We start from the raw sequence: 21,933 nt of genomic DNA, 5'->3' as shown, positions 1-21,933 counted from the left end.
AGGAGTGAAGATGACAGCCAAGGAAGACGACGCCAATCGCCGCGCCGCTGCCCAGCACACCGTGGCCGAGCACCTGCGCCTCACCGCTGCCGGACACACCGAGGAGTGGGTGAAGCTGTTCGCCCCGGACGCGGTGCTCGAGTTCCCGTACGCCCCGGACGGCGTGCCGAAGCAGGTCACGGGACGAGACGCCCTGCTCGCCCACATGAGGGGGTTCCCCGAGACCTTTGACGTCGAGTTCGGCGACCTGGTGTTCCACGACACGGTCGATCCGAGTCTCGTGGTCGCCGAATTCCGCTCGAAGGGCACTGCGCTGCCGACCGGCAAGCCGTACGAGCAGACGTGCATCTCCGTCGTCCGGACCGATGACGACGCGCTCATCACCCACTACCTGGACTACTGGAACCCGCTGGTGGCGATCGAGGCGCTCACGCCCCACGACGTGCCGTCCGGCTCTGACCGCAGCGTGGCTTTTGGAGGCTGAGGGGAGCCGTGTTTGACTGACGCCCATGCCTGCCGCCGGAACGAGCACGAAGAGCGACGAACGACGTCGGGCCATCGTGGCCGCCGCGGTCGACTGCTTCGCGCAAAAGGGTTTTTACGGTACGACGACGCACGAGATCGCAGAGTGGGTCGGCGTCTCTCAGCCGTATCTCTATCGCCTGTACCCGAACAAGGAAGCGCTGTTCGCGGCGGTGGTCGACCACGTGTCTGTCGTCATGACCGACACGCTGGTCGCTCACTCGCCGGCGTCGGGTGGGGCCGGGCCGGCGCCCGAGGAGGCGTTGGACGCGGCGCGGGGCGCCTACGCCGCGCTCGTCGCGGACCGGAACATCCTGCGTTTCCTCATGCACGCGAACTGCGCCGTCGGCGAGCCGCTGGTGGAGCAGGCCGTGCGCCGGTGCTACGCCAAGCAGGTTGACACCGTTCGGCAGTTGCTGGGCGACGACGAGGCCGTGCGGCGCTGGTTCGGCGCCGGAATGCTCGACAACGTGGTCGCCGTGCTGGGTCTGGCCGACATCGATGAGCCGTGGGCGCACGTCCTCACCGCTCGTTGACCCGACACTGGCAGTTCGGCGACGATGGCCCCGAGTTCCGGCCCCTATCGACCGCGATACCCGGCCCACCGACCGGTCCACCAGTCACGGAACGTCACAGATGACCGGTTCGGACAGCTTCTGAGACCTTAAGACTCCTCGATCTTGTTGAGTAGACGCATGAGCAGGTCTGCCAGTAGGAGAACCTCGGCTGCTTCGGTTGGGTCGGTGTAGTCGACCCGTCGGTGGCTCGGCGGGTTCTTGAACAGGCCGATGGCGCCCTTGAATAGCTCCATCGTGCCGACTGCCTCACCCCCATCGGCCGTGGTGTCGACCAGTGGCCCCGCTTCCTGATCTCCCTTGCCGGGTCGGAACGCCTGCTGCATGAGGGCCGTGCCCGTGAGGGAGTTCGGGAGGCCGGCCATCGTCCGGACGCGAAGTTCGACCTCCTTCATCGCCAACAGCGCGGCGGCCTCGAAGTCGCCCCGCAGGAACTGTGGTCGTGCCTTCGCCTCCGGCACGGGAACGAGTTCGATGTCGAGCCGTTAATGTCCGCAGGGTCGGGGCCGTCCCTGGAGGGAAGTGCCCCATCCTGTGCAGGATGTCCCAGACACCCAGGGCCGCGAACCGGGTGTTGTCCTTGTTCGCGCCGTGGGCGAGGCCCAGACGCTTGTTCTCCAGCGAGTAGTGCAGCAGGGCCGAGGGGGTCAGGTGCTCCAGGGCGATGCCCTGCGTGGTCAGAGCGCAGGCCAGATCGAACTTCGCCCGGAGCCGATGGCGTGCCGTCAGGTGAGGGTTCACCGAGCCCGGCTTCGGAGCGTTCGCCTTCCAGCGGCGGCGCTGCGGATTCTGAGCCACCCGGAGCCATCCCACCAGCGCAGAATCTTCCGCCTCCGTCGCCCGGTCCCACGGGACGCCGAGGAACCACAACAACCGGAACCAGCGCTGGAGATCGTACGCGTAACTCCTGACAGTCAACGGCCGGTTGTCGTCCAGGGTCAGACCCCGGAGGTACGGAACGATGGGGGCGACGACGGTTCCGTCACCGTCCAGAACGGCGTACAGCGGTATGGATTCCAGTTATACGACCGAGCCGACACGGGGCACATCGGCCCGCCCCTCGATCAGCTGGCGGTGCAGGTCTTGCAACACACACTTCCTTGCAGGCGTAGATCATCTCGCTCCATGATCAGAGACGATGGTGCAGTTAACACACCAGATCGCCGGGCCGGCCACCACTCCGCTGATCGGCGTGTATGACATGTGCTCGGCGTCGATCGCGGCCGAGCACTACGACGGGATGTTCGTCTCCGGCTTCGGCTTCGCGGCCTCCTACTACGGGCTGCCGGACATCGGCTTCATCGCCTGGCCGGACATGGTGGCGTTCGTCCAGCGGCTGCGGGGCGCCTTCCCGCGGCACCACCTGCTGGTGGACATCGACGACGGATACGTCGACCCCGAAGTCGCCTGCCATGTCGTCGAGGGACTGGAGCGGATCGGGGCGTCGGGAGTGATCCTGGAGGACCAGAAGCGCCCGCGCCGGTGCGGGCACGCCGACGGCAAACAGGTGCTGCCGCTGTCCGAGGAGGCCCTGGTCGCGGCGCACCAGCACGAGGAGGACCACGGCTGACCCGCCGAGCGGCCTGACGACAGGACGCCGAGTTCCTCCCGCCGGACCAGCGACACGTCAACGGCCCGCAGAACCGGGGCCTGATGGAGCCGGCCCGGGGGAGGGCGGGGCGGAGCTGTCGGCTCCGGCGGGGTAGCCCATGCGATGGGCGGCCGCTTCACGCTGTAGGGTCACGACACTCTTACCCACGGCTGCTCCCGCCGCCGCCCCCCGGCCGCTGAGCTGGCGGAGGAGGTCCGTTCGGCACCGTGTGAACGCAGGATCATGCGAGCGGTGGCGGCCATATCTGACGCAGGAACAGATGGTGTCCATGGCGTATGAGTTGTGGCTGCGCCAGATGACCCGCTCCGCCGCGGAGGCCGACCGCTTCACCCGCGAATACGGCGTCGTGCACAGCCCGGCCCGGGCCTGGGACAAGAGACCTCCAGCCGACGGCGGCCGGATCGGCCACGCAGCGGACCGAGGGAGGGGGAGGGGCGGCGGGCGAGCTGGCCGGGACGACGCACGCGAGCTGTTCTTCCGACGGCGCACCCCGTCTCGCACCGCGGCGACGGAAGCCGAACGTGCGGCGAACAGAATTCGGCGTTCAGCTACCTACCACCACGCGGCCACGGCCGCTGAGGACTGTGCCTTGCGAACCCAACGTTCCTCATCTGGAGGGCACTGAGAGGTCGTCAAGTCTGCAGGGCAAGGCTTCGTCCCGCAGCGGAAGCGGTGGGTGGTCGAGCAGGTCAACGGCACCCTGATGCTGCACCGGCGCCTGGCCCGCGAGTACGACCACCGGCCCGAGAACTCCGCCTCACGCGTCTACTGGGCCTCCACCGCGAACATGTCCCGTCGCCTCACCACACCCGTCCCGGCCTGGCGCGACACCCTCCGGGCGGCCGCGTGAACATCACTGAGTTCCTGACCGATCTCCAGGCCCGCCACGACGAAGCCGTTGTCCATGCTGATGAACTCCGCAGTCAGACAGAGGACTTGACCGGAGCACTCGCCGAGACCGAAGCACTCTCACGGAGTTGGCCACCGCCCGGAAGGTCATCGCCGAACTCGCGCCGACCGACGAGGAGGCGAGCTCGATCCGCCCGAGCCGACCACTGCGTACCAGGCCATCATGAACGCCTTCAACCAGCACCCCGACCAGGCATTCCGGGTCCGTGAACTACACGAACTTCTCGGCATGCCCACCGACAATCCGGCCATGAACGTCACCCGCAGCCGCCTCGGACGCCTCACCCGTCAAGGCTTCCTCACTCAACCCGGACGAGGCCGCTACCAGAAACGGACTTGACGTCCTCTGAGGGTGCATCAGCCCGCGACAGTTGCTGTCCGCACTTGCCGGAGGCCCTTCCACATGCGGGGCGGTGCTCCCGCGGATTCACGGAATTTCACCTCCGCCCGTGTCGGCCGCGAGCCCGCGCCCTCAGGGTCCGGTGTCATCCCCACGTATGACACGGCGTCGCGCGGTCCGACCGAAGTTGCCCATCGGAACGGGAACTGCGGCTGACTTCACGGCCCGCTTACGCCGGGACGATGGAACGGTCCCCAGAAAGCAGTACCCGTACGGACAAGCGAGCGTCGTGAGCGTCGCCGGATTCAGTACGGCGGTGGCCGGCCTCGGTGCCGTGGAACAACCGATAGCGAGAGGAAGTACCCGAAGATGGCCAAGCTGCAGAGCCTGGACCCGATTACGCCGATGTTCGCGCAGTTCAAGGAGAAGACCGGGCCCATCGTCCTGGCCAACACCTTCTTCGTTCCGAAGGAGAGGACTGAGGCGTTCCTGCCCCTCTTCCGGAGGCAGGCGGAGTTCATGAAGGCTCAGCCGGGATTCGTCTCCCTGCAGATGCACAAGGGAACGGCGGGCAGTCAACTTCTGATGAACGTCGCGGTCTGGGAGTCGACCGAGGCTCTCGCCACGGCGTTCGGCAGCCCGGAGTTCCAGCGCATGGCTGCCGAGTTCCCCGACGACATCGTGTCGTACCCGCACATCTTCGAGCAGGTCGACGTATGACACAGCAACTGTAGAGGCGTGACCGCGCTCGGCAGCGACTCCGCCCTGCACGGCACCGTCCCCTTCCGTGGCCGACGGGTTCCTCGCCCCCGCTCTCGTCCACCGCGGCAGTTCACGTCCGCCGAGTTCGAGGTGGAGGCCAAGGTCCTCGCCCGCGACGGCGAAGTCCGCCCGCTGCCGTGAGGGGCGAGCCGATGGCGAGATGCCCTGGGGCGGGGCCTCACCCCGAGAAGGTGTTCCGCATCCGTGGATCTGCACGAGTACCTCGGCTGCCCGCCGACGAGCCCCTCGACCAACGTCACCCGCTCACGCCTGGGACGACCCGTCCACCATGGGCTCCTCGAACAACCAGCACGCGGAATATCGGAAACGGACTTAACGCTTCCTAATGTTGTCGTCAAGCGGCTGTGATCGCTGGGGGTGCGACCTCGTAGCACCGTCGGTCACGGACCAGGGCCCAGATGACGTTGACGCGTCGACGGGCGAGGGCGAGCACGGCTTGGACGTGTTTTGCCCTCGGCCCGTTTGCGTTCGTAGAACTTCCGCGAGTTCGAGTCGCAGCGGACGCTGACGAGTGCGGAGGTGTAGAAGACGCGCTGAAGCCTTCGGTGGTAGTTGCTCGGGCGGTGGAGGTTGCCGCTGGCTCGGCCAACCCGATCAAGAACGTAGAGCCCTCTGAGCACAGCAGGGCACCAGAACCGGCTGGACAGACGCGCACTGCTGCAGGCCGCGCTCGCCGTACCCGCGGTCGGCGTGGTGGCGACCGCACTTGAGGCGACCCCGGCACACGCCGGCCCGGCAGCCCACAGCGGCGGCCGGTCCCACTTCGACACCAAGAGCCCACGCTTCGCGTTGGCCGTCCTGCCCGACACGCAATACCTCTTCGACGCCGACAGCTCCGACCCCGGCACCCCTGCGGGCCACGTTCCGCTCCCTCGCCGCCGAGCGCTGACCAGTGCTCGTGGGCGCCATGGGGTGGGTCTGAGTACGGGTACTCATGACACCGCGCGCCTGCCGGGGCGACTGTCGCTGGGTGAGTGCAGATACCGAACGTACTGGCCGGGGCGTGGCCGCGGCCTTGGCTGCTGTCGAGCTGGCAGCCCTTGCCCTGGTCTGGCTGTCCTGGGCTTCGTCCTACTGGTCGTGGGACCCGCAGAACTACGGCGCCCCGCCGGGCCCCTACCTGCAGAAGGCCGCGTTCGTGCCGGCCGCCGCCCTGGCCGCCGCTGTCGTGGCCGGAGTCCGCCGGATACGTGCGGTCGCCATCACCCAGCTCGTGATGTCCGTCGCCATCTGCGGGATCATGATCGGCGCGAAGGCTGCCGGTGAACGCGTCTACGAGTCCTCCTATCGGGACGCCTGTCACGCGGGCCTGGTCTGTGACGCCCCTGTGCCCGCTCGATGAGATGCTGCGGAACGCGGCATCACCCTGGCCGGGCGGTCAGCGTTCGGTGGCAGATGCCCAAGTCTGATCGGCACGGGACAGCTACGGTCGACGACTCACCACACCCTCAGCCTTGCAGCTCACAGAATCGGACCGGAGTACTAGGCTGACCGGCTGTGTCCGGCAACGACCACCAGTGGACCCGCAGCGGGCTCAGTCCGCGCCAGACGGTTCGCTGCCGAGTGACAGGGCATCGAGGACGTTTTGGCGTGGAGGTCTCTGTGATCGTTCCCGCCTTCGATGCTCTGGCCTTCATCGACTTCGTGAACCTCACCGATGGCCCGGAACACCCGCGGCCAGAGGATTTCCCTGCGGTCGGGTGTGAATTCGATGCGATCGTGCTCGACTTCATGCCCTGGGGTGAACTGCGGTTGGCAGCCCTCACCTCTCAAGGCCCTTGCCCACGAACCTAGTCCGGCCCGTTCGGTTCATCACCAGCCTTGGGGACCATCGGTACAGCGGTTGTCGGTGAGAGCGACCAGGGCCGTGGGCGGATGCCGTCGCCGTGAGCGGACCGGGGGTTGAGGGATCGGAACGAAAACCGGCGCTGAGCATCCATCGGTCCTGATGGGCAACTGCTGGAGCATCGGCGGCCGGACGGCCGTGACGTCTTCCTCTGCGGCAAGGGAGGGACCGTGCCACCGTCGTCGACCTGCCCGCCGGAAAGGCGCTCACCGTCCGTGCGGCCGGGGACGCCGTCCTCGGCTCGCTCGCCTTGGCGGTCGACACGGAGGAGACCGACCGGGACGGCTGTCTATCCGTGGTCCGGACTTGGTCGGGCGGTGTCGTTCGAGGTTGTTTCGGTTTTGGTGTGGAGGACTTCGCGGACCTGCTCCGCGGCGCGGAGGATGCTTTCGCTGATGAAGTCGCTGAAGCGGGCGATGTTCTCCAGGCGGGCGGCGGCCGGGGTGTGGGGGCCGAGGATGGCGACGCCCTGCCGTGCAGTCTGGGCGACCTGGGCGATGCCGCGGGCGCTGGCGATCGTCGACTGGTACCAGATGTCGTCGTCGACGACGTAGCGCTCGCGGCGGCGTTCGTCACGTTCGCGGCGGACGAGGCCCAGGCTTTCGAGGGCCGCGATCGCTTTGGAGACGGAGGCGGGGCTGACCTGGAGGCGCTGGACGAGTTCGGACGCGGTGAGGCTGCCCGCGTCGGTGGTGAACAGGCAGGTCAGCACCCGGGATGTCATCTTGGGCAGGCCCTGTTGCATGAAAAGGGTGGTGAACGTCTCCTCGTACTCGGCCACGGCCTCGGCGTCGCGTCCGTGCGGCAGGGGAACCGACTCCGGCCCTCGGGAGGAGGCGGGCCTGCGCCGGTGGGCGCGGCGTTCGGTGGCGCGGTGGGCCAGGTCGGCGCGGTAGGCGGTGGGGCCGCCGTTGCGCATCACCTCACGCGTGATCGTCGAGGTCGGACGGTCGAGGCGTCGGGCGATCTCCGCGTAGGCGAGGCCGTCGGCCAGCCCCAGCGCGATCTGCTGACGCTCCTGCTGGGTGAGTCTGCCTCCCGGCATCGCGATCTCCTTTCGTGCCTTCTTGATGCCGCCAGCGTAGCGTTCACCCACATCCAATGCAACGACCAGAGCGCCTGTCATTGCGTTAGATTCATATCCGTTGCAACGAAAAATGGACTTCTACCTGCGACGATGCAAGCTAGACGCAACGAACTAGTTGCTCAAAACACGAACGCAACGTAGCTTTTCCGGTGTCGGAAACAACGAGTGAGCACGGGAGAGCATGATGCAGAAGTTCGACACCCCCGCCCCGATCTCCGCCGTCCTGGACATCCCCGCCGGACGTGTCCAGTTCATCGCTGCGGACCGCGCCGACACCACTGTCGAGGTCCTGCCCGCCGACCCCTCCAAGAGCCGCGACACCAAGACCGCTGAGCGGACCACCGTCGCCTACGCCGACGGCGTCCTGCGGATCACGGCCTCGACCCCCGACAGCCGGCTTCTCGGCCCCTCCGGATCTCTGGAGGTCACCGTCCAACTGCCCGCCGGCTCCCGCATCGAGGCCAAGACCGCCAGTGCCGAGCTCCGCGGCGTCGGACGCCTCGGCGACGTCGCCTTCGAAGGCGCGTACCGCCAGATCAAGATCGACGAGGCCTCGAGCGTCCGCCTCACCGCGATCGACGGCGACGTCGAGATCGGCCGGCTGGGCGGCTCCGCGGAGATCAGCACCGCAAGGGGCGACATCCGGATCACCGAGGCCCTGCGCGGCACGGTCGTGCTCCGCACCCAGTCCGGCGACATTTCGGTCGGCGCCGCCGCCGGCGTCTCGGCCGCCCTGGACGCCGGCACCGGTCACGGCCGGGTCAGCAACGCCCTCAAGAACGATGGCACCGCCGAACTCGACATCCGCGCCACCACCTCCCGCGGCGACATCACCGCCCGCAGCCTCTGAAGGAACAGAGCAAGGAACACAGCAAGGAACACAGCAAGGAACAGAGCAAGGAACAGAGCAAGGAGCAGGACCAGGACCGTCCGGCCGCGCCCACCGCGATCGACATCCTGTCGGTCGTCGCCGAGGACGCGGCCGGTCCGTCCTGAGTGGCCCGCGATCCACGTCCAGGGCCTGGAGAAGGCACACAAGACGCTCTCACGCGACCAGGGGGAACACATGACGAAGAACAGCACTTCCTCGACCAGTTCGAAGTGGACCGGCATGGTGCCGGTCGACGATACGGCCCTGGCCGTCACCGACACCGGCGGTCCCGGGATCCCTGTGGTCTACCTCAATGGCCAGTTCGCCACTCAGGGGTACTGGCGGCGCGTCATCGACGAACTGGGGCCGGGGTGGCGGCACATCACCTACGACGAGCGGGCCCGCGGCAGATCGAAGCGTTCGGCGGACTACTCCTTCGAGGCAGCCGTCCGGGACGTCGATGCCGTTCTCGCGGCCAGGAGTGTGGACCGGGCGCTGGTGGTGGGCTGGTCCTACGGGGCGGCCGTCGGGGCACACTGGGCCGGCCTGAATCCGGAGCGCGCCCTGGGCGCGGTCCTGGTCGACGGCGCGTTCCCCTACGACTGGCTCGACGAGGCCATGGAGCAGCGGATCCGGAAGCTGTTCAGGCGCATGAGCTGGTTCCTGCCGCTGCTGCGACCGACGGGCCTGGCCCCGCGGATGACCGCCGAACAGCAGGCGGACAGCAACATCGAGCTCGGCAGGCTCTCCCGCGAGCGCGAGCTGGGCCCCGTGCTGGACAGCATCACCGTCCCGGTGCGGTATGTGATCGCTTCGGGAACGTCCTTCGGAAGCCGCGGTGATGAACAGGAACGGATACGCACCAGCCTCGACGCGGTCACCGCCCACAACCCGAACATCCAGATCGCCGCGAAGGTCGCCAGCAACCACGGTGCGATCCTCAAGAAGGACTTCCCGGCCATCGCCGAGGCCGTACGCGAGGCCGCCACCCCCGACCGCACGGGGCACTGAAGACACGACCGGCGGACTGACGACAACGACACATCCTCGCCACCACCCTCATCACCGTCCAGCTCGACCGCGTCCGGGCCGCGCAGCGGCCGCCATCCTTCGCGCGGGGCGGACGAGGTGAAGCTTTGACCTGCTCTCCCTGCTGAAGCAGGGAGATTCTTCGCCCCCTTTGTCGTGGAGGGCGACCCGGACACCGATCGGGTGCTCTCCTCAGACGACCGGCTCGCCGACGCCCAGCATGTTCCCCGCGCTGTCACGGAACCAGGCGCCGCGTTCACCCCGTGCGCCCTTGCTCGGGTAGTTCCCGTCGATCTCCGCGATCCCCTCCCTCGTCCGGAACCCGGGCACGTCGACCTCCTCGAACACCACGCCGCGCCGCTTGAGCTCCGACACGACTGTCTCGATGCCGTCGACCTCGAAGGCCATCTGCGTGAAGGTGCCGGGCGAGGCTCCCGTCGACTGGAACAGGACGAAGTCCGCGCCTTCGCACCGGTACAGCAGCCCGCCGGGCCGCTCATCGACGGGCTCCAGACCGAGCTGCTCGGAGTAGAAGCGCCATGAAGTTCCGTCCGGCCGTGATCGCGGCCGCCGCCTCCGTCGCCCTGCTCGCCGGCTCGCCCGCAGCCCGGACGGCGGAGGACCCTGGGTCCCTGCCCAACTGCACCGACGTGTCGACCGCCTACGGCGACTACGAGCAAGACGAGGTGACGGTCTCGGTCGACGTGGCAGCCACCGTGCTGATGGCGGGCGGCGACTGGCAGCCGGCCCGGGGCTCCGTGACGAACGTCGGCAAGCGGGACCTGCCGGCGGTCGTGGCGAGTGCCTACCCCTGGCTCCAGACCGAGGACCCGGAGCTGGCCGACATGAGCGACTTCGTGAAGGTGGAGGCACGGACCGCGGACGGCGGGTGGCAGCCGCTGGACGGCTCCGGCAGGATCGACGCGCCTCCGTTGAAGCCCGGCGAGACGAGGACGTACGAGCTGCGCGTGCGCGTCGTCAAGGACGTGCCGAAGACGCTCGGGGGCTCCGAGTTCGCCTTCACGGGCGCCTTCGCGGACGTCTACCGCTTCCCGGACACCGGCAAGGAAGTCGCCTGCGCGGGCGTAGCCACGGCAACGACACCTTCCGGATCCAGCGGACAGCCACCAGCCCGACCCCGGAGCCCACCACCGCGAAGCCGACGCCGAGCGCCACCACGCCGGCCTCGACGCCTTCACCGACGGACTTGGCAACGGCCGCCCCGACGTCGCCGCCCGCCACCACGTCCGCTCCGCCCGCCGCGCCGTCGGACACCGACGGGGAGATGGCCGAGACCGGCACCTCGAACGCCACCGTCCCCCTCGCCGCGGCCGCCGGGGCCCTCGCCGTGCTCGGCGTCGGAGCGGTGCTGTTCGCCCGCCGCCGCAGGGGCTGACCAGCGCGGCCCGGTGGCCATCGGCGTCTGCGAGGATCGGAGCATGCCATTCGAGTTCGTCACGGCCGATGCCGGCGACCTCCACCGGGTCCTGGGCGACCACGCCCGCTTGCTGGGGCCCCTATGCAGTTCGTCAAGGGAAATCGGTCTGCGGCGGGGCGGGGTGCCGGGCGGCGTCTGCTCCCTGCGCTCAGTGGAACTCAAAGAGGAAGAGACCCGCGCCCACGCCGCCCTGCCGCCCCTGCAACGCGCGTTCCTCGCCTGGCACTTGGACGGATTCGCGACCAGCGAGATCAGCGATGCCCCCGACATGACCCACGAAGCCGTACGGCAGAACCTGAGCCGCGGCCGCGGCCGGCTCAAGACGATCCTGCCCAGCGTGAACGACGGAGGCGGGCGATGACCCGCTTCGACAGCGACGCCGAACTCGATGCCCTGCTGCGGTCCGCAGACGAGGCTGTGCTGACCGCCGTGGAGGACGGCCTGGACCTCGACGCAGGACGCGCGGTCCTGTTCGCCCAGGTGACGGTCCGCGACCGCGGAGACCGCCAGCCCCCGGCTGGAAGATCGGCCCGGACTGGAGCGTCACCGATTTTCGCCGGCATCCTGGTCGAAGCGGCCCTCCAGCGAGAGATGCACGCGAACGGATCGGTACGGCACCGCACCAGCGTGAACGACGTCACCGGCCGGGTCACCCAGATCCTGGACCTGCTGGACCGGATCTCCTATGACCTCGACCTGCTCCGGCAATGGCTGGACTGCATGTCGGAAGGACGTCCGCTGGGGCCGGGGCATGTCGAGAACGCCGCCACACTGCTCGCCGCGTTGGTCGTGGGGGGCCGGGAACGGAACATGAGTCAGGAGACGGTCCTTGGCCTCGTCGCACAGGCCAAGACGGTACTGCGGACGCTCTGGACCGACGTCCGTCCCCACATCGAGGGCGAGGAAGACCGGAGTTGAGCCGCGGGCCGGCTCCTCAACCTGGAACTCGCACTGAGTGCGTGTTTCTGAACCCCGGTCGCAGTTGATCAGCGATGGGTTAGCGTCAGGTCCGCCGGGTCGTGATCGCGGCGGTGGTTGTTCCGGGGAGGGGACGAGTAGTGCAGACGGTGTTTGATGAGTCCGAGCGGCGGGCGTGGGCGGGGCAGGCCGATGCCTATGCTGCGAGTTTTGCCAAACTCTGTGCGTATCCGGTGCCTGGGCTCCTCGACGCTGCCGGTGCCAGGGAGGGTGTGCGGGTCCTCGATGTCGGGACGGGCACTGGCAGCGCCGCCGCAGTTGCATGTGAGCGGGGAGCGAAGGTGACGGCGGTGGATGCCGAACCCGGCATGGTCGCCCGGGCCGCGCTGGCGGCTCCGGAAGCTGACGTGCGGCTTGCCGCTCTGCCGCGCCTGCCGTTCGCCGACGACGAGTTCGATGCCGTGGTCGGCAACTTCGTTCTCAATCATGTCGGACGGCCTCGGGCAGCCCTGAGGGAGTTGCGACGGGTGACGCGGCCGGGCGGGCGGATCGCCGTCACCATCTGGGCGGTTCCCGACGCCGCCGGGCGGGCCCTGTTGGGTAGGGCTGTCCAGGCGGCAGGCGTCACCCGTCCAGCTCACCTGCCGGCTCTTGCTCCCGAAGACGACTTCCTCCGTACTGAACAGGGCTTCGCCGCGTTGCTCGGCGAGGCGGGTCTGACGGACGTCGTCTGCGACACCTTGACCTGGGACCACCAGACGACGCTTGAGGAGTGGTGGAGCGGACCGGCCGCCGGAGTGGCGACGATCGGCCAGATCGTGACGAGTCAGGCCCCGATGGTCATTGCCGAGATCAAAAACCACTTTGAGGCGTTGTGCGCGGAGTTTGCCGGTCCGGGCGGTGTACTCGTGTTGCCTCATGCAGCCCTGATGGCGCATGGTCAGGCTTGACGTTGCCCTGCCCAAGTGGATGGGCTGAGGCTTCTTTCGTCCAGCTGACCTTCGCCGGCCAGCCGTCGACAGCGGGCGGTTTCCTCGGCCGGCTGGGGGTGGCGCCTTTCCGCGCGAGACGGCGGGTCATGAGGGTGATGGCCGCCCAGGTGATTAAGGTTTCGGAGTGTTGGATGAGCCGTTCGTAGTCCCTCGCGTGGCGGCGGGCGTGCATCATCCAGGCGAGCGACCTCGACGACCCAGCGGCGGGGCAGCACGACGAAGCCGGAGGCGTCCTTGGGACGGCTGACCGGCTTGATCGTGAGGTTGAGGTGCTGTTTCGCCCAGTCGACGAGCTTCCCGGCGTAAGCGGAGTCGGCCCACACGATCGTGATCTCGGGGTGCATCAGGGGCAGACGGAACAGCACCTCCTTTGCCGCGGCGGCGTCATGCAGGTCGGCGGGGGTGACCATGACCATGAGGGGCAGGCCGCGGGTGTCGACGACCAGGTGGCGCTTTCGGCCGTTGATTTTCTTGCCGCATCAAGGCCGGGGCCAACTCGCGCCGCTGGACGATGCCAACGTCATCCCACTGCCACCAGCCCGGATCGAACGCCGGCAAGCCGTCGTCGGACTGATCAATGAGTACCACCGAGCCAGCTGATCGTCCGGCAAAGCCACAGCTCACAGGCTGTGAAGCCAATCTGAAGCGGTACGGGCCATGCATACCGAGTCGGCCTGGGTGTACAAGTGCGTCTTCGTCGAAGAGCTGGCCCGGCAGGGACGGTTCGCCCCCACCACCGACCAGCCGGCAGCTCGTCTCGCATCGGACGGCTGGGACGGGGACCGCATCGCGGCTGCCCTGCTCGACCCGGCCCCAGAACCAGCGCAGGATCCCGCCGGTGCGGTGGGCATGCTGGCCATCCGGATCATGGTTCCTGCGGACCTCACGGATGTACCGGTCCGAAAGATCGTGGAGCTGCGCAGCCGGCACCGATCGGAGTTCGAGGCCTTCAGCGCGGCGATTACTGAAACGGTCGCGAGCCTCCGGGCCGAGCTGGCCGAGGTGATCCTGCCCGAGGCTCGCGACGGCTACGTCTAGATGGAGGTGGACCGCCGCTTCGCTCTTCCGCTGGAAGACCTCCGCAGAGCTTTGAAGGGGCTGGGCGTCGAGACTGCGTTCAGTGCGGCGAACCTCAAGTTCGAACTCCCCGCCGCCGCTGGCACTGTCGCTGGTGGCGTTCTTGCCGGTGAGCCCGTGATCGGCGCGGCCCTCGGCGCAGCGTTCGCCGTCATTGGCCTGCGGCGCGCTGCCAACCAACAGCGCCAGGCCCTCCTTGCCGCGTCCCCGGCCGCCTATCTGCTGTCCGTCGAACGTGGCCTTGAACCCCCGTCGCTCCTGCGCCGGCTCACCGGTGGTCGGCGTCGCGCATAACGGCTTCAGTGCCTGTTCCTGATGCGGCCATGCCATGACGGTATTGGTGGATCCTGGGTTCGTTGCGCGCGCCCGTCAGCCGTGCTTGGCTCGCCCGATGAACTTTCTGTTGACGGCGAGTGGCCTGCGCAACGAGACGCTGCGGGATGCGCTGCGGGACATGCTGGGTAAGCCGTTCGGATCGGCGAACGTCGTGTTCGTTCCCACGGCGTCCGTCGCCGAGCCCGGGGACCATGGGTGGGTCGTCGCGGACATGAACCGGCTGCACGGCCTCGGCTGGCGGGAGTTCGACGTCCTGGAGCTGAACGGCCTGCTCCGGCAGATGGTGCTCGACCGGCTGCTCCACGCCGACGTCATCTATGTCGAGGGCGGCAGCCACTACCACCTCGCGCGCAGCATCACCGGCAACGGCCTGGCCGACGGCTTCCTGGAGGCGCTGGAGAACCGGGTCTATGTGGGGGTCAGCGCCGGATCAATGATCTTCAGCCGTAATCTCACCGGACACTCCGCCGACGTCATCGGGGACACCACGGACCTCCACGTGCTCGGCGCGACGACCGTGGAGCCGCCGTTCGGCCTCTTCGACTGGTATCTCAAGCCCCACCTGTACTCGCCGGATTTCCCCGAGCGGGACGACGCCTGGGCTGATCGCATCGCTGCGCGGGCGGACTTCCCGATCTACTTCATCGACGACGAGACGGCCGTTCGCGTCAGGGACGGCAAGGTGGATGTCATTTCCGAAGGCCGGTGGCGGTTCCATCCGTGACTCAACGCGTGGTGGGGAGCCCCGGACGGGGCAGTGCCGTGCCCAGGGGCGATGACGTCGGCGAGGACGCGGTGACGCTGTCCGCCGCCGTCGCCGTGTACGACTTCGCCCCCGCGGCGGAGACGGTGCTGCGCCCGCTGGTCGACGGCCGCACCGTGGACCTGGCCGCGCTCGCCGACGCGGCCGGCCTCGTCCTGGAGGACGTCGTCGTCTCTCCGGCGCGTGGATCGACACCGCCTGCGGGTGCCGATTATTACGTCCGAGCTGGTCAGGCCGCGTGTGCGTACTCGTGGAAGAGGCCGCCGAGTCGGTTGCGTCGACGGATGTCGAGGTGGTCGAGCCGGTCCGGTTCGGTGATCGGTTCGCGGAGCGGCCGAAGGGGAGCTGCGCTGTGCAGGGTGCGGTGAGGCCGATGCTGGTTGTAGATCGACTCGAACTCGCCGAGCGCGTGGAGCAGGTGGGCCTGGTTCAAGATCAAGGTGCGGTCGAGGAGCTCGTGCCGGCAGGTCTGCACCCAGCGCTCCATGATCGAGTTCATGCGGGGAACGCGGATGCCGGTGGTGACGATCTCGATGCCCTCGGCCTCAAAGACGGCATCGAACGCGCCGGTGAACTTGCTGTCGCGGTCCCTGATCAGGTATCGGACGGTGGCGCCGGCATCCTGGAGGTCCATGACCACGTTCCTTGCGGTCTGGGTGACCCAGTCCGCAGTGGGGTGGGCGGTCGCGCCGAGGATGCGGATGGGGCGGTTTGCGTGCTCGATGACGGCGAAGACGTACAGCGTCGCACCGTTGAGGGTGGTGGCGGTGAAGAAGTCGCAGGCCAGGATCGCGTGGGCCTGGCCGCGCAGGAATGCGGCCCAGGTCTGACGGTTGCGTTCGGGCGCTGGCTCGATCCGGTGCGCCCGCAGGATCTCCCAGACCGTGGATGGTGCGACCTTGATGCCGAGCACGGCGAGTTCGCCGTGGATGCGCCGATACCCCCAGGAGCTGTTCTCGCGGGCCAAGCGCAGGACAAGGGCCTGGATGGAGCGACGGGCTGGCGGCCTGCCGGACCGCTTGCGACGAGAGGCTTCGGCGTGACGACGGCGCGTGAGGTCACGGTGCCACCGCAGGACCGTGTCCGGGGAGACGATCAGGTGCAGCTGCCGCAGTTTGGGTCTGGGGAGCTGGTGGAGAAGCGCGGCCAGGAAAGCGCGGTCCGCCGGGGTGACGCGCGGCCTGTTGATCTGCCTCTGCAGGACAGCCAACTGGTGGCGCAGCGTCGATATCTCGATGTCCCTGTCCGCAGCGCTCATCGGCAGCAGCCGTATGAAGGCGAACACGCTTGACACGGTGAGGTAGGGCAGTCGCAACAGCACGATCCACCAGCCTGACACGACCCATCCGACGATCACTGACCGTTCGTGAGGATCTGCAGGTCACAGATCATGGATGGGGTTTTCGGCACCCGCACGTTCTGGGAGTCCCGCCGGCCTGGGGTGGGATCCTGGACCGGCTCCACGCAGAGTCAGGCCAGGCCGCAGTCCGTGAAGCCCTGCTGACAGCAGAACCCTTCGACGCCCACCGGGCCCAGGAGATGTCCCTCCTGCCCAAGGTCGTCCCCAGGCACGACCTGGAGGCGGCCGTCACCCAGTGGGTCAAACCCGCCATCCGGCGAGACCCCGCAACCCTGAGCATCACCAAGGAGATGCTCAACGCCCGCGCCAGCGCGGCCCGGCTCTCCGTCGGCGCCCACTACGAACCAGCAATGGCCGACGGAACCTCCACCAGCGGCCTTGCTCCCACCTCAGACAGAAAAGGACATTAAATTACGAACCGCCCCCTTACGGCGTCATTAGGCGTATGACTCCCGCCGCAACCGGGATGTCAAGGGTCCCACCACGCCCATACGGTGAGGGTGACCTGCACAGATGCGGCGACGTCGGCGAGGCTCGCGCAGAAGATGACGCAGGAGTTGGCGCAACGGTTGGCGCAGGAGATGTTGCCGCCCGGGCCGGGCGCGGCGACCTGCTGGAGGGCAACCCCGCGCCCAGCGAGCTGGTGATGAGGCACCATTCAGCCGCCGGTCAGCAGCGTCTTCAGCTCGCCCGCGAGCGGCCCGTCTGCGAGCAGGCCGCGCGTCGGCCGCGCGATAACCGGTGGGCCGTGGTCCACGCCGGCGACCGTGTGCGCGTACGGCGCGATCCGGGCTGCGATCTGCTCTGCCCGGAATGTCCCCATGCTGCGCAGTAGCTTCTCGCCTTCCGCGATCGTCGTGACGCACGAGGGTTCCCGGCAGGGCGAATACCAGGGAACCCTCGTCTATCCCGATACAAGCCCTCCGCGGTCACCACACCGAGGCGACCGGCGACTCCACGTCGCCGTAATAGCCGTACTTGCCGTTGATAGTGGCCCAGAAGCCCACCCGCACCACGTACGCGCCGCCAGTGTCAGGGTTGTAGTTCTGACCGTCGTCGCTGATCCAGATGGCGTCGTTGGTGCCAGGCCCGTACCAGCCCATGCAGTGGTAGTCGTGCACATAGGACCAGCCACCGCGGCCGTCCGACTTCCACAACTGCGCGCACGGGAAGACGGCCGGGTGGTCGGGGCCGCTGCCAGGGTCGAGCGTGACAGCAATGCGGGCGTAGAAGCCACTCCCGTTGTTGCCCAACTGGTCCTCGATGCATGAGTCCAGGTGGATACCGTAGCCCTCGTAGGCGAAGCTGCCGTCTTGGGTGTGTTCGGAGCGGCAGCCCCAGTTGCTGGTCGCCGCCGAAGCGTTGCTCGTGCCTGCCACGACGCCGCCCAGCGCCAGCGTCCCCACCATGGCCGCGCGCGCTATCCGGCTGATCTTCTTCACAGAATCCCCCATTTCCCCAGGCCGCCTTGTGACAGCCGGTGACAATCTTCGGTGGTCGTCATTGCGTGCTGGTGCTGGTGCTGGTGCTGGTGCTGGTGCTGGTGCTGGTGCCGGTGCCGGTGCCGGTGCCGACCCCGATGCCAGTGAGCACCGTGGCGGCGACGAGGCCGGCGCGGGCTATGTGGCTCATCTTCAAGGTCCGTTTCCTCCCCGTCAGTCTCCGGCGCTGTGCCGGAGGTCTCTTCGTCTGTATGAGTCTGCGGATGTTGACACCCGCGCGACAATGTTCTCGGTCAGGTCCGGACGGATCCGGTTGCCCCGGCTGGGCAGCGGGTCTTACAGGGGGAACGGCATGACGGAGGCACAGCCACGCCCAGGAGCGTGTGAGCCGGCGGAAAGTGTGGCCGGCTACATTCACGACCTGCGGGCGCTGAAGGTGCGGGCGGGTCAGCCGTCCCTGCAGGAACTGCAGCGGCGCAGCGGCGTCGCGCGCAGCACTTTGTCCGACGCACTCAACCCGCGTCGCCGTGAACTCCCGCGGTTGGAGGTCTGCCTCGCCCTCGTCCGCGCCTGCGGCGTGACACCGGCGGAGGAGGCGCAATGGCGGGCGCGGTGGCAGCACATCGCTCAGGCCCGCGAGGCGTTGCGCGCTATGCCGTCGGCCGGCGTGCCCGACCTGGCTGTCCCTGCGGAGTCGGCCGTGCCGCAGCAACTGCCTGCAGCGATACGGCACTTCACCGGGCGCGCCCGCGAGCTCAAAGAGCTCGACGCGCTGCTGGGCGATCAGATGCCCGGTTGCGGCACGGTCGTGATCTCGGCGATCGCCGGCACCGCCGGGGTGGGCAAGACCTCGTTGGCCCTGCACTTCGCGCACCGCGTGGCCCACCGCTTCCCCGACGGCCAGCTCTTCGCTAACCTGCGCGGCTTCGACCCCGCTGCCGCCCCGGTCGACGCCGCCGGCGTGGCGCGCGGCTTCCTGGACGCCCTCGGCGTACCGGCCCCTCGCATCCCACCCGACTCGGAGGGACAACTCGCGCTCTACCGCAGCCGACTGGCCGGCACCCGTACCCTGATCGTTCTCGACAACGCCCGCGAGGCGGAGCAGGTGCGCCCGCTGCTGCCGGGCTCGGACCGCTGCCTGGTGCTCGTCACCAGCAGAAACCGGCTCTCCGGCCTGATCGCCCTGGACGGCGCCGTTCCGCTCCCCCTTGACGTGCTCTCCCGTGAGGAGGCGGGCGAGTTGCTCTGCCGTCGGCTTGGCCCCGAGCCCGTCCTGGGCCATCCGGACGCGGCCGACGAGCTGATCGAGCTGTGCGCCCGGCTGCCGCTGGCCCTGAACATCGCTGCCGCACGCGCCGGCGACCACCCCGGCATCCCGTTGAGCGTCTGGGCGGACGAGCTGCGCGACACCCGCGCCCGTCTGGACCTGCTCGCGGCCGGCGACGGCTACGCCGATGTCCGGGCCGTGCTCTCCTGGTCCTACCGCGCCCTGGCCCCGGAGGCCGCCCGGCTGTTCCGGCTGCTCGGTCTGCACCCCGGGCCGGATATCAGTGCCGCCGCGGCGGCTAGCCTCGCGGGTCTGCCGCTGCCCCGGACCCGCACCCTCCTGGACGACCTCCACCGCGCCCATCTGGTCACCAGGCAGGGCCGTGAGCGGTACAGCTTCCACGACCTGCTGCGCGCGTACGCCATCGAGCAGGTCGACGCGCACGACTCCACCGGCGTGCAGACGGAGTCGACGCTGCGGATGCTCGACCACTATCTCCACACCGCGTACCGGGCGGGTTCCCTCGCCTACGCGGACGAAGCCTCCTGGCCGCCTTTGGACCTCGCGGAACGGGCCGTCGGGGTGACGCCCGAGGTCCTGACCGACCGTCAGCAGGCCCTGAGGTGGTACCGGGACGAGCAGACGGTGCTCGACCAGACCGTCGCCCGGGCCCGGCAGGAGGGGTTCGACGATCACGCCTGGCAGCTCGCCGGAACGCAGGTCTCCTACCTGCTCAAGTCGGGACTGTGGCAGCAGTGGCAGCAGGTCAGCGAATTAGCGCTGGCCGCCGCCGAGCGAACCGGGGAACTCGACCGGCAGGCGCATGCCCACCGCTGGCTCGGCCAGGTACACCGCTCCCAGGGCCGCCAGCCCGAAGCCCATATCGAACTGCGGCGCGCCTTCGACCTCTTCGGCCAGGTCGGCGCCCGCACGCGCCAGGGCAGGACCCAGATTGACATCGCCATCGCCTACGGCGAGGAACACGCCTACGCCGAGGCCATCGCCGAGGCACGCTTGGCGCTGGAGCTGTTCGAGGCTGTCGACGACCCCTCCGGACAAGCCACCGCCCTCAACAGCATCGGCTGGTACCTCACCCTCCGCGGTGAACCCCGGAAAGCGCTCCCGTACTGTCGCCGGGCGCTGGAACTGTCCCGCGCCTGCGGAAACCTGCCCGCCCAGTCGTCCACCCTGGACAGCATCGGCTTCATCCACCATCACCTGGGCGAGTACCACGAGGCGCTCCCCCCGTACCTCGAGTCCCTACACCTGCGTCAGGCGATCGGCGACTACTTCCTCCAGGCCGAGATCCACACCCACATCGGCGACACCTATCTCGCGCTCGGCGACACCCTCGCAGCCCGCCGCTCCTGGAGGGCAAGCCTCGACATCCTGGACGACCTTCAGCACCGCGACGCCGACGCAGTCCGCGCCCGCCTGGACAGGCACCAGGACAAGAGCAGCTGACGAGTTGTACGGACTTCGGCGTAACTTCCCTTTGCAGGAGGTGCATTTGAAGAATAATGTGATGCCCTCGGCGGACGCCGCGGGCCAGCCGATGGTGGCTGCCGATCCCTCCGTGGCGGTGCCGGACGAGGGCTTGATCGGTCAGTTGGTCGAACCGGCGGGTGCCCGTTTGTGCAGCTGGGGCCCGGGCCAGGACCGGCTGCGTGCCACAACGACGCGACTCTCTCAAGGGTGCGGAAAGTACGATCACCGAGTGAAGCGTCCATTGTGTATCGCCGCAATGAGCAGTGTGCATCGTGAAAAGTGCAGGTCGGACGGGCTGCTGTGCATAGGCATAGGGATGCTCGGCCAGGTCCGGGGCGGTAGTCCAGCGACAAGATCGTCGGTCATCGGGCAACTTCCTTGTTCGTGAGGACCAGCAGGGCCCGCACCAGCGCGGTCGCCCACCTGGGATCCGTGCGGACCTTGCCCAGGACGCGCCAGTTCTTCAGGTGTGCGAAGCTGTGCTCGACCGGGGCACGCACCGCGGCCAGTGGCTTGTTGGACAGCTTCTGACCACGGGTGAGGGGCCGGTTCCGGGCGGCCTTGTAGCCCGGACGCCAACGAAGAGTCACCTGACGGGTACGAAGCTGACATTGAAGCGTTCCGCGCCCTTCGACCGACCCTCTATGACGTCATTCAGCCCTTCCTCACAGACGACGAGCTAAAGATCCGCGATGCCGCCCTAGCTGCTGTACTTCCGTTGCTTGCCTCACCAGAGCTCGCCCACGAAGCTGAAGGCCTGCGTGATGACGTGTGGGCTCTCGCCGCCGGCAGCGCCCCTTACCGGCAGCGCGCGATCGACACACTCGCCAGCTGGGGCGAGGACATCACGCCCTTCCAGCAGTACAGGCACACGCCCGCTGACATCCGCGCACACGCTGAAGGCTTTGCCGATGATCCGTCTTTCTGAAACCACCTTTAACTAGGGCCTGTGTGGTGTCGTGATCAATCTTGCCGATCCGGGTTCCTCGGGAAGGGGGATCCGGTAGGAAGGCGATTGTGACACGCAGGCAACTCACCGACGAGCAGTGGAAGTTGATCGAGCCGTTCCTGCCGATAGGCGAGTACGGGCCGTACCCGGAGCGGCTTCGGGAGCAGTTCGAGGGGGTGATTTGGCGGTTCCGCACGAGCAGCCAGTGGCGGGAGATGCCGCGTGAGTTCGGCCCGGTGCCTGTCAAGTCAAATGAAACGAATGTGATGCTATGAAATCTGTTGTTCGGTTTGGCGTCGTTTGGCGGGGTCGTTGATCCATGCCTGGCG

Annotated in this window: 27 protein-coding genes and 7 pseudogenes; 22 read left to right on the top strand and 12 right to left on the bottom strand. The window is 68.1% G+C overall.

Features of this window, described 5'->3' with window-relative positions:
- Window positions 1–10: 10 nt before the first annotated feature.
- Complete coding sequence (locus tag ABZ656_RS13105; protein WP_360267418.1) at window positions 11–484, top strand: nuclear transport factor 2 family protein; 474 nt, start codon at window positions 11–13, stop codon at window positions 482–484.
- A 25-nt stretch (window positions 485–509) separates the two neighbouring features.
- Window positions 510–1,058, top strand: coding sequence for a TetR/AcrR family transcriptional regulator (locus tag ABZ656_RS13100; RefSeq protein ID WP_101403545.1), 549 nt, complete (start codon window positions 510–512; stop codon window positions 1,056–1,058).
- 128 nt (window positions 1,059–1,186) lie between these two features.
- Here ABZ656_RS13100 and ABZ656_RS13095 read toward each other — a convergent pair whose 3' ends face one another.
- Window positions 1,187–1,558: a TIGR02391 family protein gene (locus ABZ656_RS13095; RefSeq protein WP_360267415.1), complete on the bottom strand. Its 372-nt coding sequence runs from the start codon at window positions 1,556–1,558 to the stop codon at window positions 1,187–1,189.
- Window positions 1,559–2,235: 677 nt separating this feature from the next.
- On the opposite strand from ABZ656_RS13095, the pseudogene ABZ656_RS13090 reads away from it, so the two are divergent.
- The 6 genes and pseudogenes from ABZ656_RS13090 to ABZ656_RS13065 form a co-directional block, all read left to right on the top strand.
- Window positions 2,236–2,616: pseudogene (locus ABZ656_RS13090) on the top strand (isocitrate lyase/phosphoenolpyruvate mutase family protein); the annotation flags it as partial.
- A gap of 190 nt (window positions 2,617–2,806) precedes the next feature.
- Window positions 2,807–3,334, top strand: a complete 528-nt coding sequence (locus tag ABZ656_RS13085) for a DUF6417 family protein (protein ID WP_360267412.1) — start codon at window positions 2,807–2,809, stop codon at window positions 3,332–3,334.
- Between the two features lie 18 nt (window positions 3,335–3,352).
- Window positions 3,353–3,559: pseudogene (locus ABZ656_RS13080) on the top strand (IS5/IS1182 family transposase); the annotation flags it as partial.
- A 222-nt stretch (window positions 3,560–3,781) separates the two neighbouring features.
- Window positions 3,782–3,958 (top strand): hypothetical protein, encoded by a 177-nt coding sequence (locus ABZ656_RS13075; protein WP_360267409.1) that lies wholly within the window; start codon window positions 3,782–3,784, stop codon window positions 3,956–3,958.
- Between the two features lie 369 nt (window positions 3,959–4,327).
- Window positions 4,328–4,678, top strand: a complete 351-nt coding sequence (locus ABZ656_RS13070) for an antibiotic biosynthesis monooxygenase family protein (protein WP_075029910.1) — start codon at window positions 4,328–4,330, stop codon at window positions 4,676–4,678.
- A gap of 18 nt (window positions 4,679–4,696) precedes the next feature.
- Window positions 4,697–4,861 carry a hypothetical protein gene (locus ABZ656_RS13065; RefSeq protein WP_360267406.1) on the top strand — a complete coding sequence of 55 codons (165 nt, stop codon included), beginning with the start codon at window positions 4,697–4,699 and terminating at the stop codon, window positions 4,859–4,861.
- A gap of 214 nt (window positions 4,862–5,075) precedes the next feature.
- Here ABZ656_RS13065 and ABZ656_RS13060 read toward each other — a convergent pair.
- A pseudogene (locus tag ABZ656_RS13060) lies at window positions 5,076–5,511 on the bottom strand (transposase).
- A 200-nt stretch (window positions 5,512–5,711) separates the two neighbouring features.
- On the opposite strand from ABZ656_RS13060, the gene ABZ656_RS13055 reads away from it, so the two are divergent.
- Together ABZ656_RS13055 and ABZ656_RS13050 are read left to right on the top strand one after the other, a co-directional pair.
- Window positions 5,712–6,083 (top strand): DUF6234 family protein, encoded by a 372-nt coding sequence (locus tag ABZ656_RS13055; protein ID WP_143677291.1) that lies wholly within the window; start codon window positions 5,712–5,714, stop codon window positions 6,081–6,083.
- Window positions 6,084–6,238: 155 nt separating this feature from the next.
- Complete coding sequence (locus ABZ656_RS13050) at window positions 6,239–6,535, top strand: hypothetical protein (RefSeq protein WP_129592241.1); 297 nt, start codon at window positions 6,239–6,241, stop codon at window positions 6,533–6,535.
- A 341-nt stretch (window positions 6,536–6,876) separates the two neighbouring features.
- Here ABZ656_RS13050 and ABZ656_RS13045 read toward each other — a convergent pair whose 3' ends face one another.
- On the bottom strand, window positions 6,877–7,632 hold the full coding sequence (locus tag ABZ656_RS13045) for a helix-turn-helix domain-containing protein (RefSeq protein ID WP_360267402.1): 756 nt from the start codon (window positions 7,630–7,632) through the stop codon (window positions 6,877–6,879).
- A gap of 226 nt (window positions 7,633–7,858) precedes the next feature.
- Here ABZ656_RS13045 and ABZ656_RS13040 point away from each other — a divergent pair, with 226 nt between their 5' ends.
- The gene (locus tag ABZ656_RS13040; protein WP_101404160.1) at window positions 7,859–8,524 is read left to right on the top strand and encodes a DUF4097 family beta strand repeat-containing protein; all 666 of its coding nucleotides are present in this window, start codon (window positions 7,859–7,861) and stop codon (window positions 8,522–8,524) included.
- Between the two features lie 216 nt (window positions 8,525–8,740).
- Window positions 8,741–9,556 carry an alpha/beta hydrolase gene (locus ABZ656_RS13035; protein ID WP_360267399.1) on the top strand — a complete coding sequence of 272 codons (816 nt, stop codon included), beginning with the start codon at window positions 8,741–8,743 and terminating at the stop codon, window positions 9,554–9,556.
- Window positions 9,557–9,766: 210 nt separating this feature from the next.
- Here the strand turns inward: ABZ656_RS13035 and ABZ656_RS13030 are convergent.
- Together ABZ656_RS13030 and ABZ656_RS13025 are read right to left on the bottom strand one after the other, a co-directional pair.
- Window positions 9,767–10,111: pseudogene (locus tag ABZ656_RS13030) on the bottom strand (VOC family protein); the annotation flags it as partial.
- Between the two features lie 268 nt (window positions 10,112–10,379).
- Window positions 10,380–10,598 carry a hypothetical protein gene (locus ABZ656_RS13025; protein WP_360267501.1) on the bottom strand — a complete coding sequence of 73 codons (219 nt, stop codon included), beginning with the start codon at window positions 10,596–10,598 and terminating at the stop codon, window positions 10,380–10,382.
- Window positions 10,599–10,781: 183 nt separating this feature from the next.
- Here ABZ656_RS13025 and ABZ656_RS13020 point away from each other — a divergent pair, with 183 nt between their 5' ends.
- The 4 genes from ABZ656_RS13020 to ABZ656_RS13005 all read left to right on the top strand — a co-directional run bounded on the left by ABZ656_RS13020 (window position 10,782) and on the right by ABZ656_RS13005 (window position 12,880).
- Window positions 10,782–10,970: an LAETG motif-containing sortase-dependent surface protein gene (locus ABZ656_RS13020; protein WP_360267396.1), complete on the top strand. Its 189-nt coding sequence runs from the start codon at window positions 10,782–10,784 to the stop codon at window positions 10,968–10,970.
- A gap of 43 nt (window positions 10,971–11,013) precedes the next feature.
- Window positions 11,014–11,373, top strand: coding sequence for a hypothetical protein (locus ABZ656_RS13015; RefSeq protein WP_360267393.1), 360 nt, complete (start codon window positions 11,014–11,016; stop codon window positions 11,371–11,373).
- The gene (locus ABZ656_RS13010) at window positions 11,370–11,930 is read left to right on the top strand and encodes a hypothetical protein (RefSeq protein ID WP_360267390.1); all 561 of its coding nucleotides are present in this window, start codon (window positions 11,370–11,372) and stop codon (window positions 11,928–11,930) included. The genes ABZ656_RS13015 and ABZ656_RS13010 overlap by 4 nt, the downstream gene beginning before the upstream one ends.
- Before the next feature lie 140 nt (window positions 11,931–12,070).
- Window positions 12,071–12,880 carry a class I SAM-dependent methyltransferase gene (locus ABZ656_RS13005; RefSeq protein WP_360267387.1) on the top strand — a complete coding sequence of 270 codons (810 nt, stop codon included), beginning with the start codon at window positions 12,071–12,073 and terminating at the stop codon, window positions 12,878–12,880.
- 115 nt (window positions 12,881–12,995) lie between these two features.
- Here the strand turns inward: ABZ656_RS13005 and ABZ656_RS13000 are convergent.
- Window positions 12,996–13,398, bottom strand: a pseudogene (locus ABZ656_RS13000) (transposase); the annotation flags it as partial.
- A gap of 181 nt (window positions 13,399–13,579) precedes the next feature.
- Between ABZ656_RS13000 and ABZ656_RS12995 the strand changes: the two are divergent.
- Together ABZ656_RS12995 and ABZ656_RS12990 are read left to right on the top strand one after the other, a co-directional pair.
- Window positions 13,580–14,293, top strand: a pseudogene (locus ABZ656_RS12995) (DUF6236 family protein).
- 97 nt (window positions 14,294–14,390) lie between these two features.
- Window positions 14,391–15,059: a Type 1 glutamine amidotransferase-like domain-containing protein gene (locus ABZ656_RS12990; RefSeq protein WP_360267384.1), complete on the top strand. Its 669-nt coding sequence runs from the start codon at window positions 14,391–14,393 to the stop codon at window positions 15,057–15,059.
- Between the two features lie 268 nt (window positions 15,060–15,327).
- Here the strand turns inward: ABZ656_RS12990 and ABZ656_RS12985 are convergent, their stop codons facing one another.
- On the bottom strand, window positions 15,328–16,419 hold the full coding sequence (locus ABZ656_RS12985; RefSeq protein WP_360267497.1) for an integrase core domain-containing protein: 1,092 nt from the start codon (window positions 16,417–16,419) through the stop codon (window positions 15,328–15,330).
- A gap of 11 nt (window positions 16,420–16,430) precedes the next feature.
- Here ABZ656_RS12985 and ABZ656_RS12980 point away from each other — a divergent pair, with 11 nt between their 5' ends.
- On the top strand, window positions 16,431–16,868 hold the full coding sequence (locus ABZ656_RS12980; RefSeq protein ID WP_360267494.1) for an enoyl-CoA hydratase-related protein: 438 nt from the start codon (window positions 16,431–16,433) through the stop codon (window positions 16,866–16,868).
- A 59-nt stretch (window positions 16,869–16,927) separates the two neighbouring features.
- On the opposite strand, the gene ABZ656_RS12975 is transcribed toward ABZ656_RS12980, so the two are convergent.
- From ABZ656_RS12975 to ABZ656_RS12960, 4 genes are all read right to left on the bottom strand, one after another.
- On the bottom strand, window positions 16,928–17,116 hold the full coding sequence (locus ABZ656_RS12975; RefSeq protein WP_101403555.1) for a hypothetical protein: 189 nt from the start codon (window positions 17,114–17,116) through the stop codon (window positions 16,928–16,930).
- Window positions 17,117–17,281 carry a hypothetical protein gene (locus ABZ656_RS12970; RefSeq protein ID WP_360267381.1) on the bottom strand — a complete coding sequence of 55 codons (165 nt, stop codon included), beginning with the start codon at window positions 17,279–17,281 and terminating at the stop codon, window positions 17,117–17,119. It lies immediately after the preceding gene.
- A gap of 106 nt (window positions 17,282–17,387) precedes the next feature.
- Window positions 17,388–17,912, bottom strand: coding sequence for a hypothetical protein (locus ABZ656_RS12965; protein WP_360267378.1), 525 nt, complete (start codon window positions 17,910–17,912; stop codon window positions 17,388–17,390).
- A 46-nt stretch (window positions 17,913–17,958) separates the two neighbouring features.
- Complete coding sequence (locus ABZ656_RS12960; protein WP_360267375.1) at window positions 17,959–18,090, bottom strand: hypothetical protein; 132 nt, start codon at window positions 18,088–18,090, stop codon at window positions 17,959–17,961.
- A gap of 210 nt (window positions 18,091–18,300) precedes the next feature.
- Between ABZ656_RS12960 and ABZ656_RS12955 the strand changes: the two genes are divergently transcribed.
- On the top strand, window positions 18,301–20,631 hold the full coding sequence (locus ABZ656_RS12955) for a tetratricopeptide repeat protein (RefSeq protein WP_101403557.1): 2,331 nt from the start codon (window positions 18,301–18,303) through the stop codon (window positions 20,629–20,631).
- Between the two features lie 386 nt (window positions 20,632–21,017).
- Here the strand turns inward: ABZ656_RS12955 and ABZ656_RS12950 are convergent, their stop codons facing one another.
- Entirely contained in the window at window positions 21,018–21,245 is a 228-nt protein-coding gene (locus ABZ656_RS12950; protein WP_360267371.1) for a transposase family protein, read from the bottom strand.
- Window positions 21,246–21,373: 128 nt separating this feature from the next.
- Here ABZ656_RS12950 and ABZ656_RS12945 point away from each other — a divergent pair, with 128 nt between their 5' ends.
- Window positions 21,374–21,583 (top strand): hypothetical protein, encoded by a 210-nt coding sequence (locus tag ABZ656_RS12945; RefSeq protein WP_360267368.1) that lies wholly within the window; start codon window positions 21,374–21,376, stop codon window positions 21,581–21,583.
- 89 nt (window positions 21,584–21,672) lie between these two features.
- A pseudogene (locus ABZ656_RS12940) lies at window positions 21,673–21,840 on the top strand (transposase); the annotation flags it as partial.
- Between the last annotated feature and the right edge of the window lie 93 nt (window positions 21,841–21,933).

The sequence above is a fragment of the Streptomyces sp. NPDC007095 genome (assembly GCF_040634475.1).
Classification (GTDB): domain Bacteria; phylum Actinomycetota; class Actinomycetes; order Streptomycetales; family Streptomycetaceae; genus Streptomyces.
Note: the sequence above shows the minus strand (reverse complement) of the source record. Positions and strands in the feature narration are given on the sequence as shown.

What these genes read in the sequence shown, in the direction of transcription:
- ABZ656_RS13105 (WP_360267418.1), top strand. Translation starts at nt 11, where the DNA reads ATGACAGCCAAGGAAGACGACGCCAATCGCCGCGCCGCTGCCCAGCAC.
- ABZ656_RS13100 (WP_101403545.1), top strand. Translation starts at nt 510, where the DNA reads ATGCCTGCCGCCGGAACGAGCACGAAGAGCGACGAACGACGTCGGGCC.
- ABZ656_RS13085 (WP_360267412.1), top strand. Translation starts at nt 2,807, where the DNA reads ATGCGATGGGCGGCCGCTTCACGCTGTAGGGTCACGACACTCTTACCC.
- ABZ656_RS13075 (WP_360267409.1), top strand. Translation starts at nt 3,782, where the DNA reads ATGAACGCCTTCAACCAGCACCCCGACCAGGCATTCCGGGTCCGTGAA.
- ABZ656_RS13070 (WP_075029910.1), top strand. Translation starts at nt 4,328, where the DNA reads ATGGCCAAGCTGCAGAGCCTGGACCCGATTACGCCGATGTTCGCGCAG.
- ABZ656_RS13045 (WP_360267402.1), bottom strand. Translation starts at nt 7,632, where the DNA reads ATGCCGGGAGGCAGACTCACCCAGCAGGAGCGTCAGCAGATCGCGCTG.
- ABZ656_RS13040 (WP_101404160.1), top strand. Translation starts at nt 7,859, where the DNA reads ATGCAGAAGTTCGACACCCCCGCCCCGATCTCCGCCGTCCTGGACATC.
- ABZ656_RS13035 (WP_360267399.1), top strand. Translation starts at nt 8,741, where the DNA reads ATGACGAAGAACAGCACTTCCTCGACCAGTTCGAAGTGGACCGGCATG.
- ABZ656_RS13015 (WP_360267393.1), top strand. Translation starts at nt 11,014, where the DNA reads ATGCCATTCGAGTTCGTCACGGCCGATGCCGGCGACCTCCACCGGGTC.
- ABZ656_RS13010 (WP_360267390.1), top strand. Translation starts at nt 11,370, where the DNA reads ATGACCCGCTTCGACAGCGACGCCGAACTCGATGCCCTGCTGCGGTCC.
- ABZ656_RS12990 (WP_360267384.1), top strand. Translation starts at nt 14,391, where the DNA reads ATGAACTTTCTGTTGACGGCGAGTGGCCTGCGCAACGAGACGCTGCGG.
- ABZ656_RS12975 (WP_101403555.1), bottom strand. Translation starts at nt 17,116, where the DNA reads ATGGTGCCTCATCACCAGCTCGCTGGGCGCGGGGTTGCCCTCCAGCAG.
- ABZ656_RS12970 (WP_360267381.1), bottom strand. Translation starts at nt 17,281, where the DNA reads ATGGGGACATTCCGGGCAGAGCAGATCGCAGCCCGGATCGCGCCGTAC.
- ABZ656_RS12965 (WP_360267378.1), bottom strand. Translation starts at nt 17,912, where the DNA reads ATGGGGGATTCTGTGAAGAAGATCAGCCGGATAGCGCGCGCGGCCATG.
- ABZ656_RS12960 (WP_360267375.1), bottom strand. Translation starts at nt 18,090, where the DNA reads ATGAGCCACATAGCCCGCGCCGGCCTCGTCGCCGCCACGGTGCTCACT.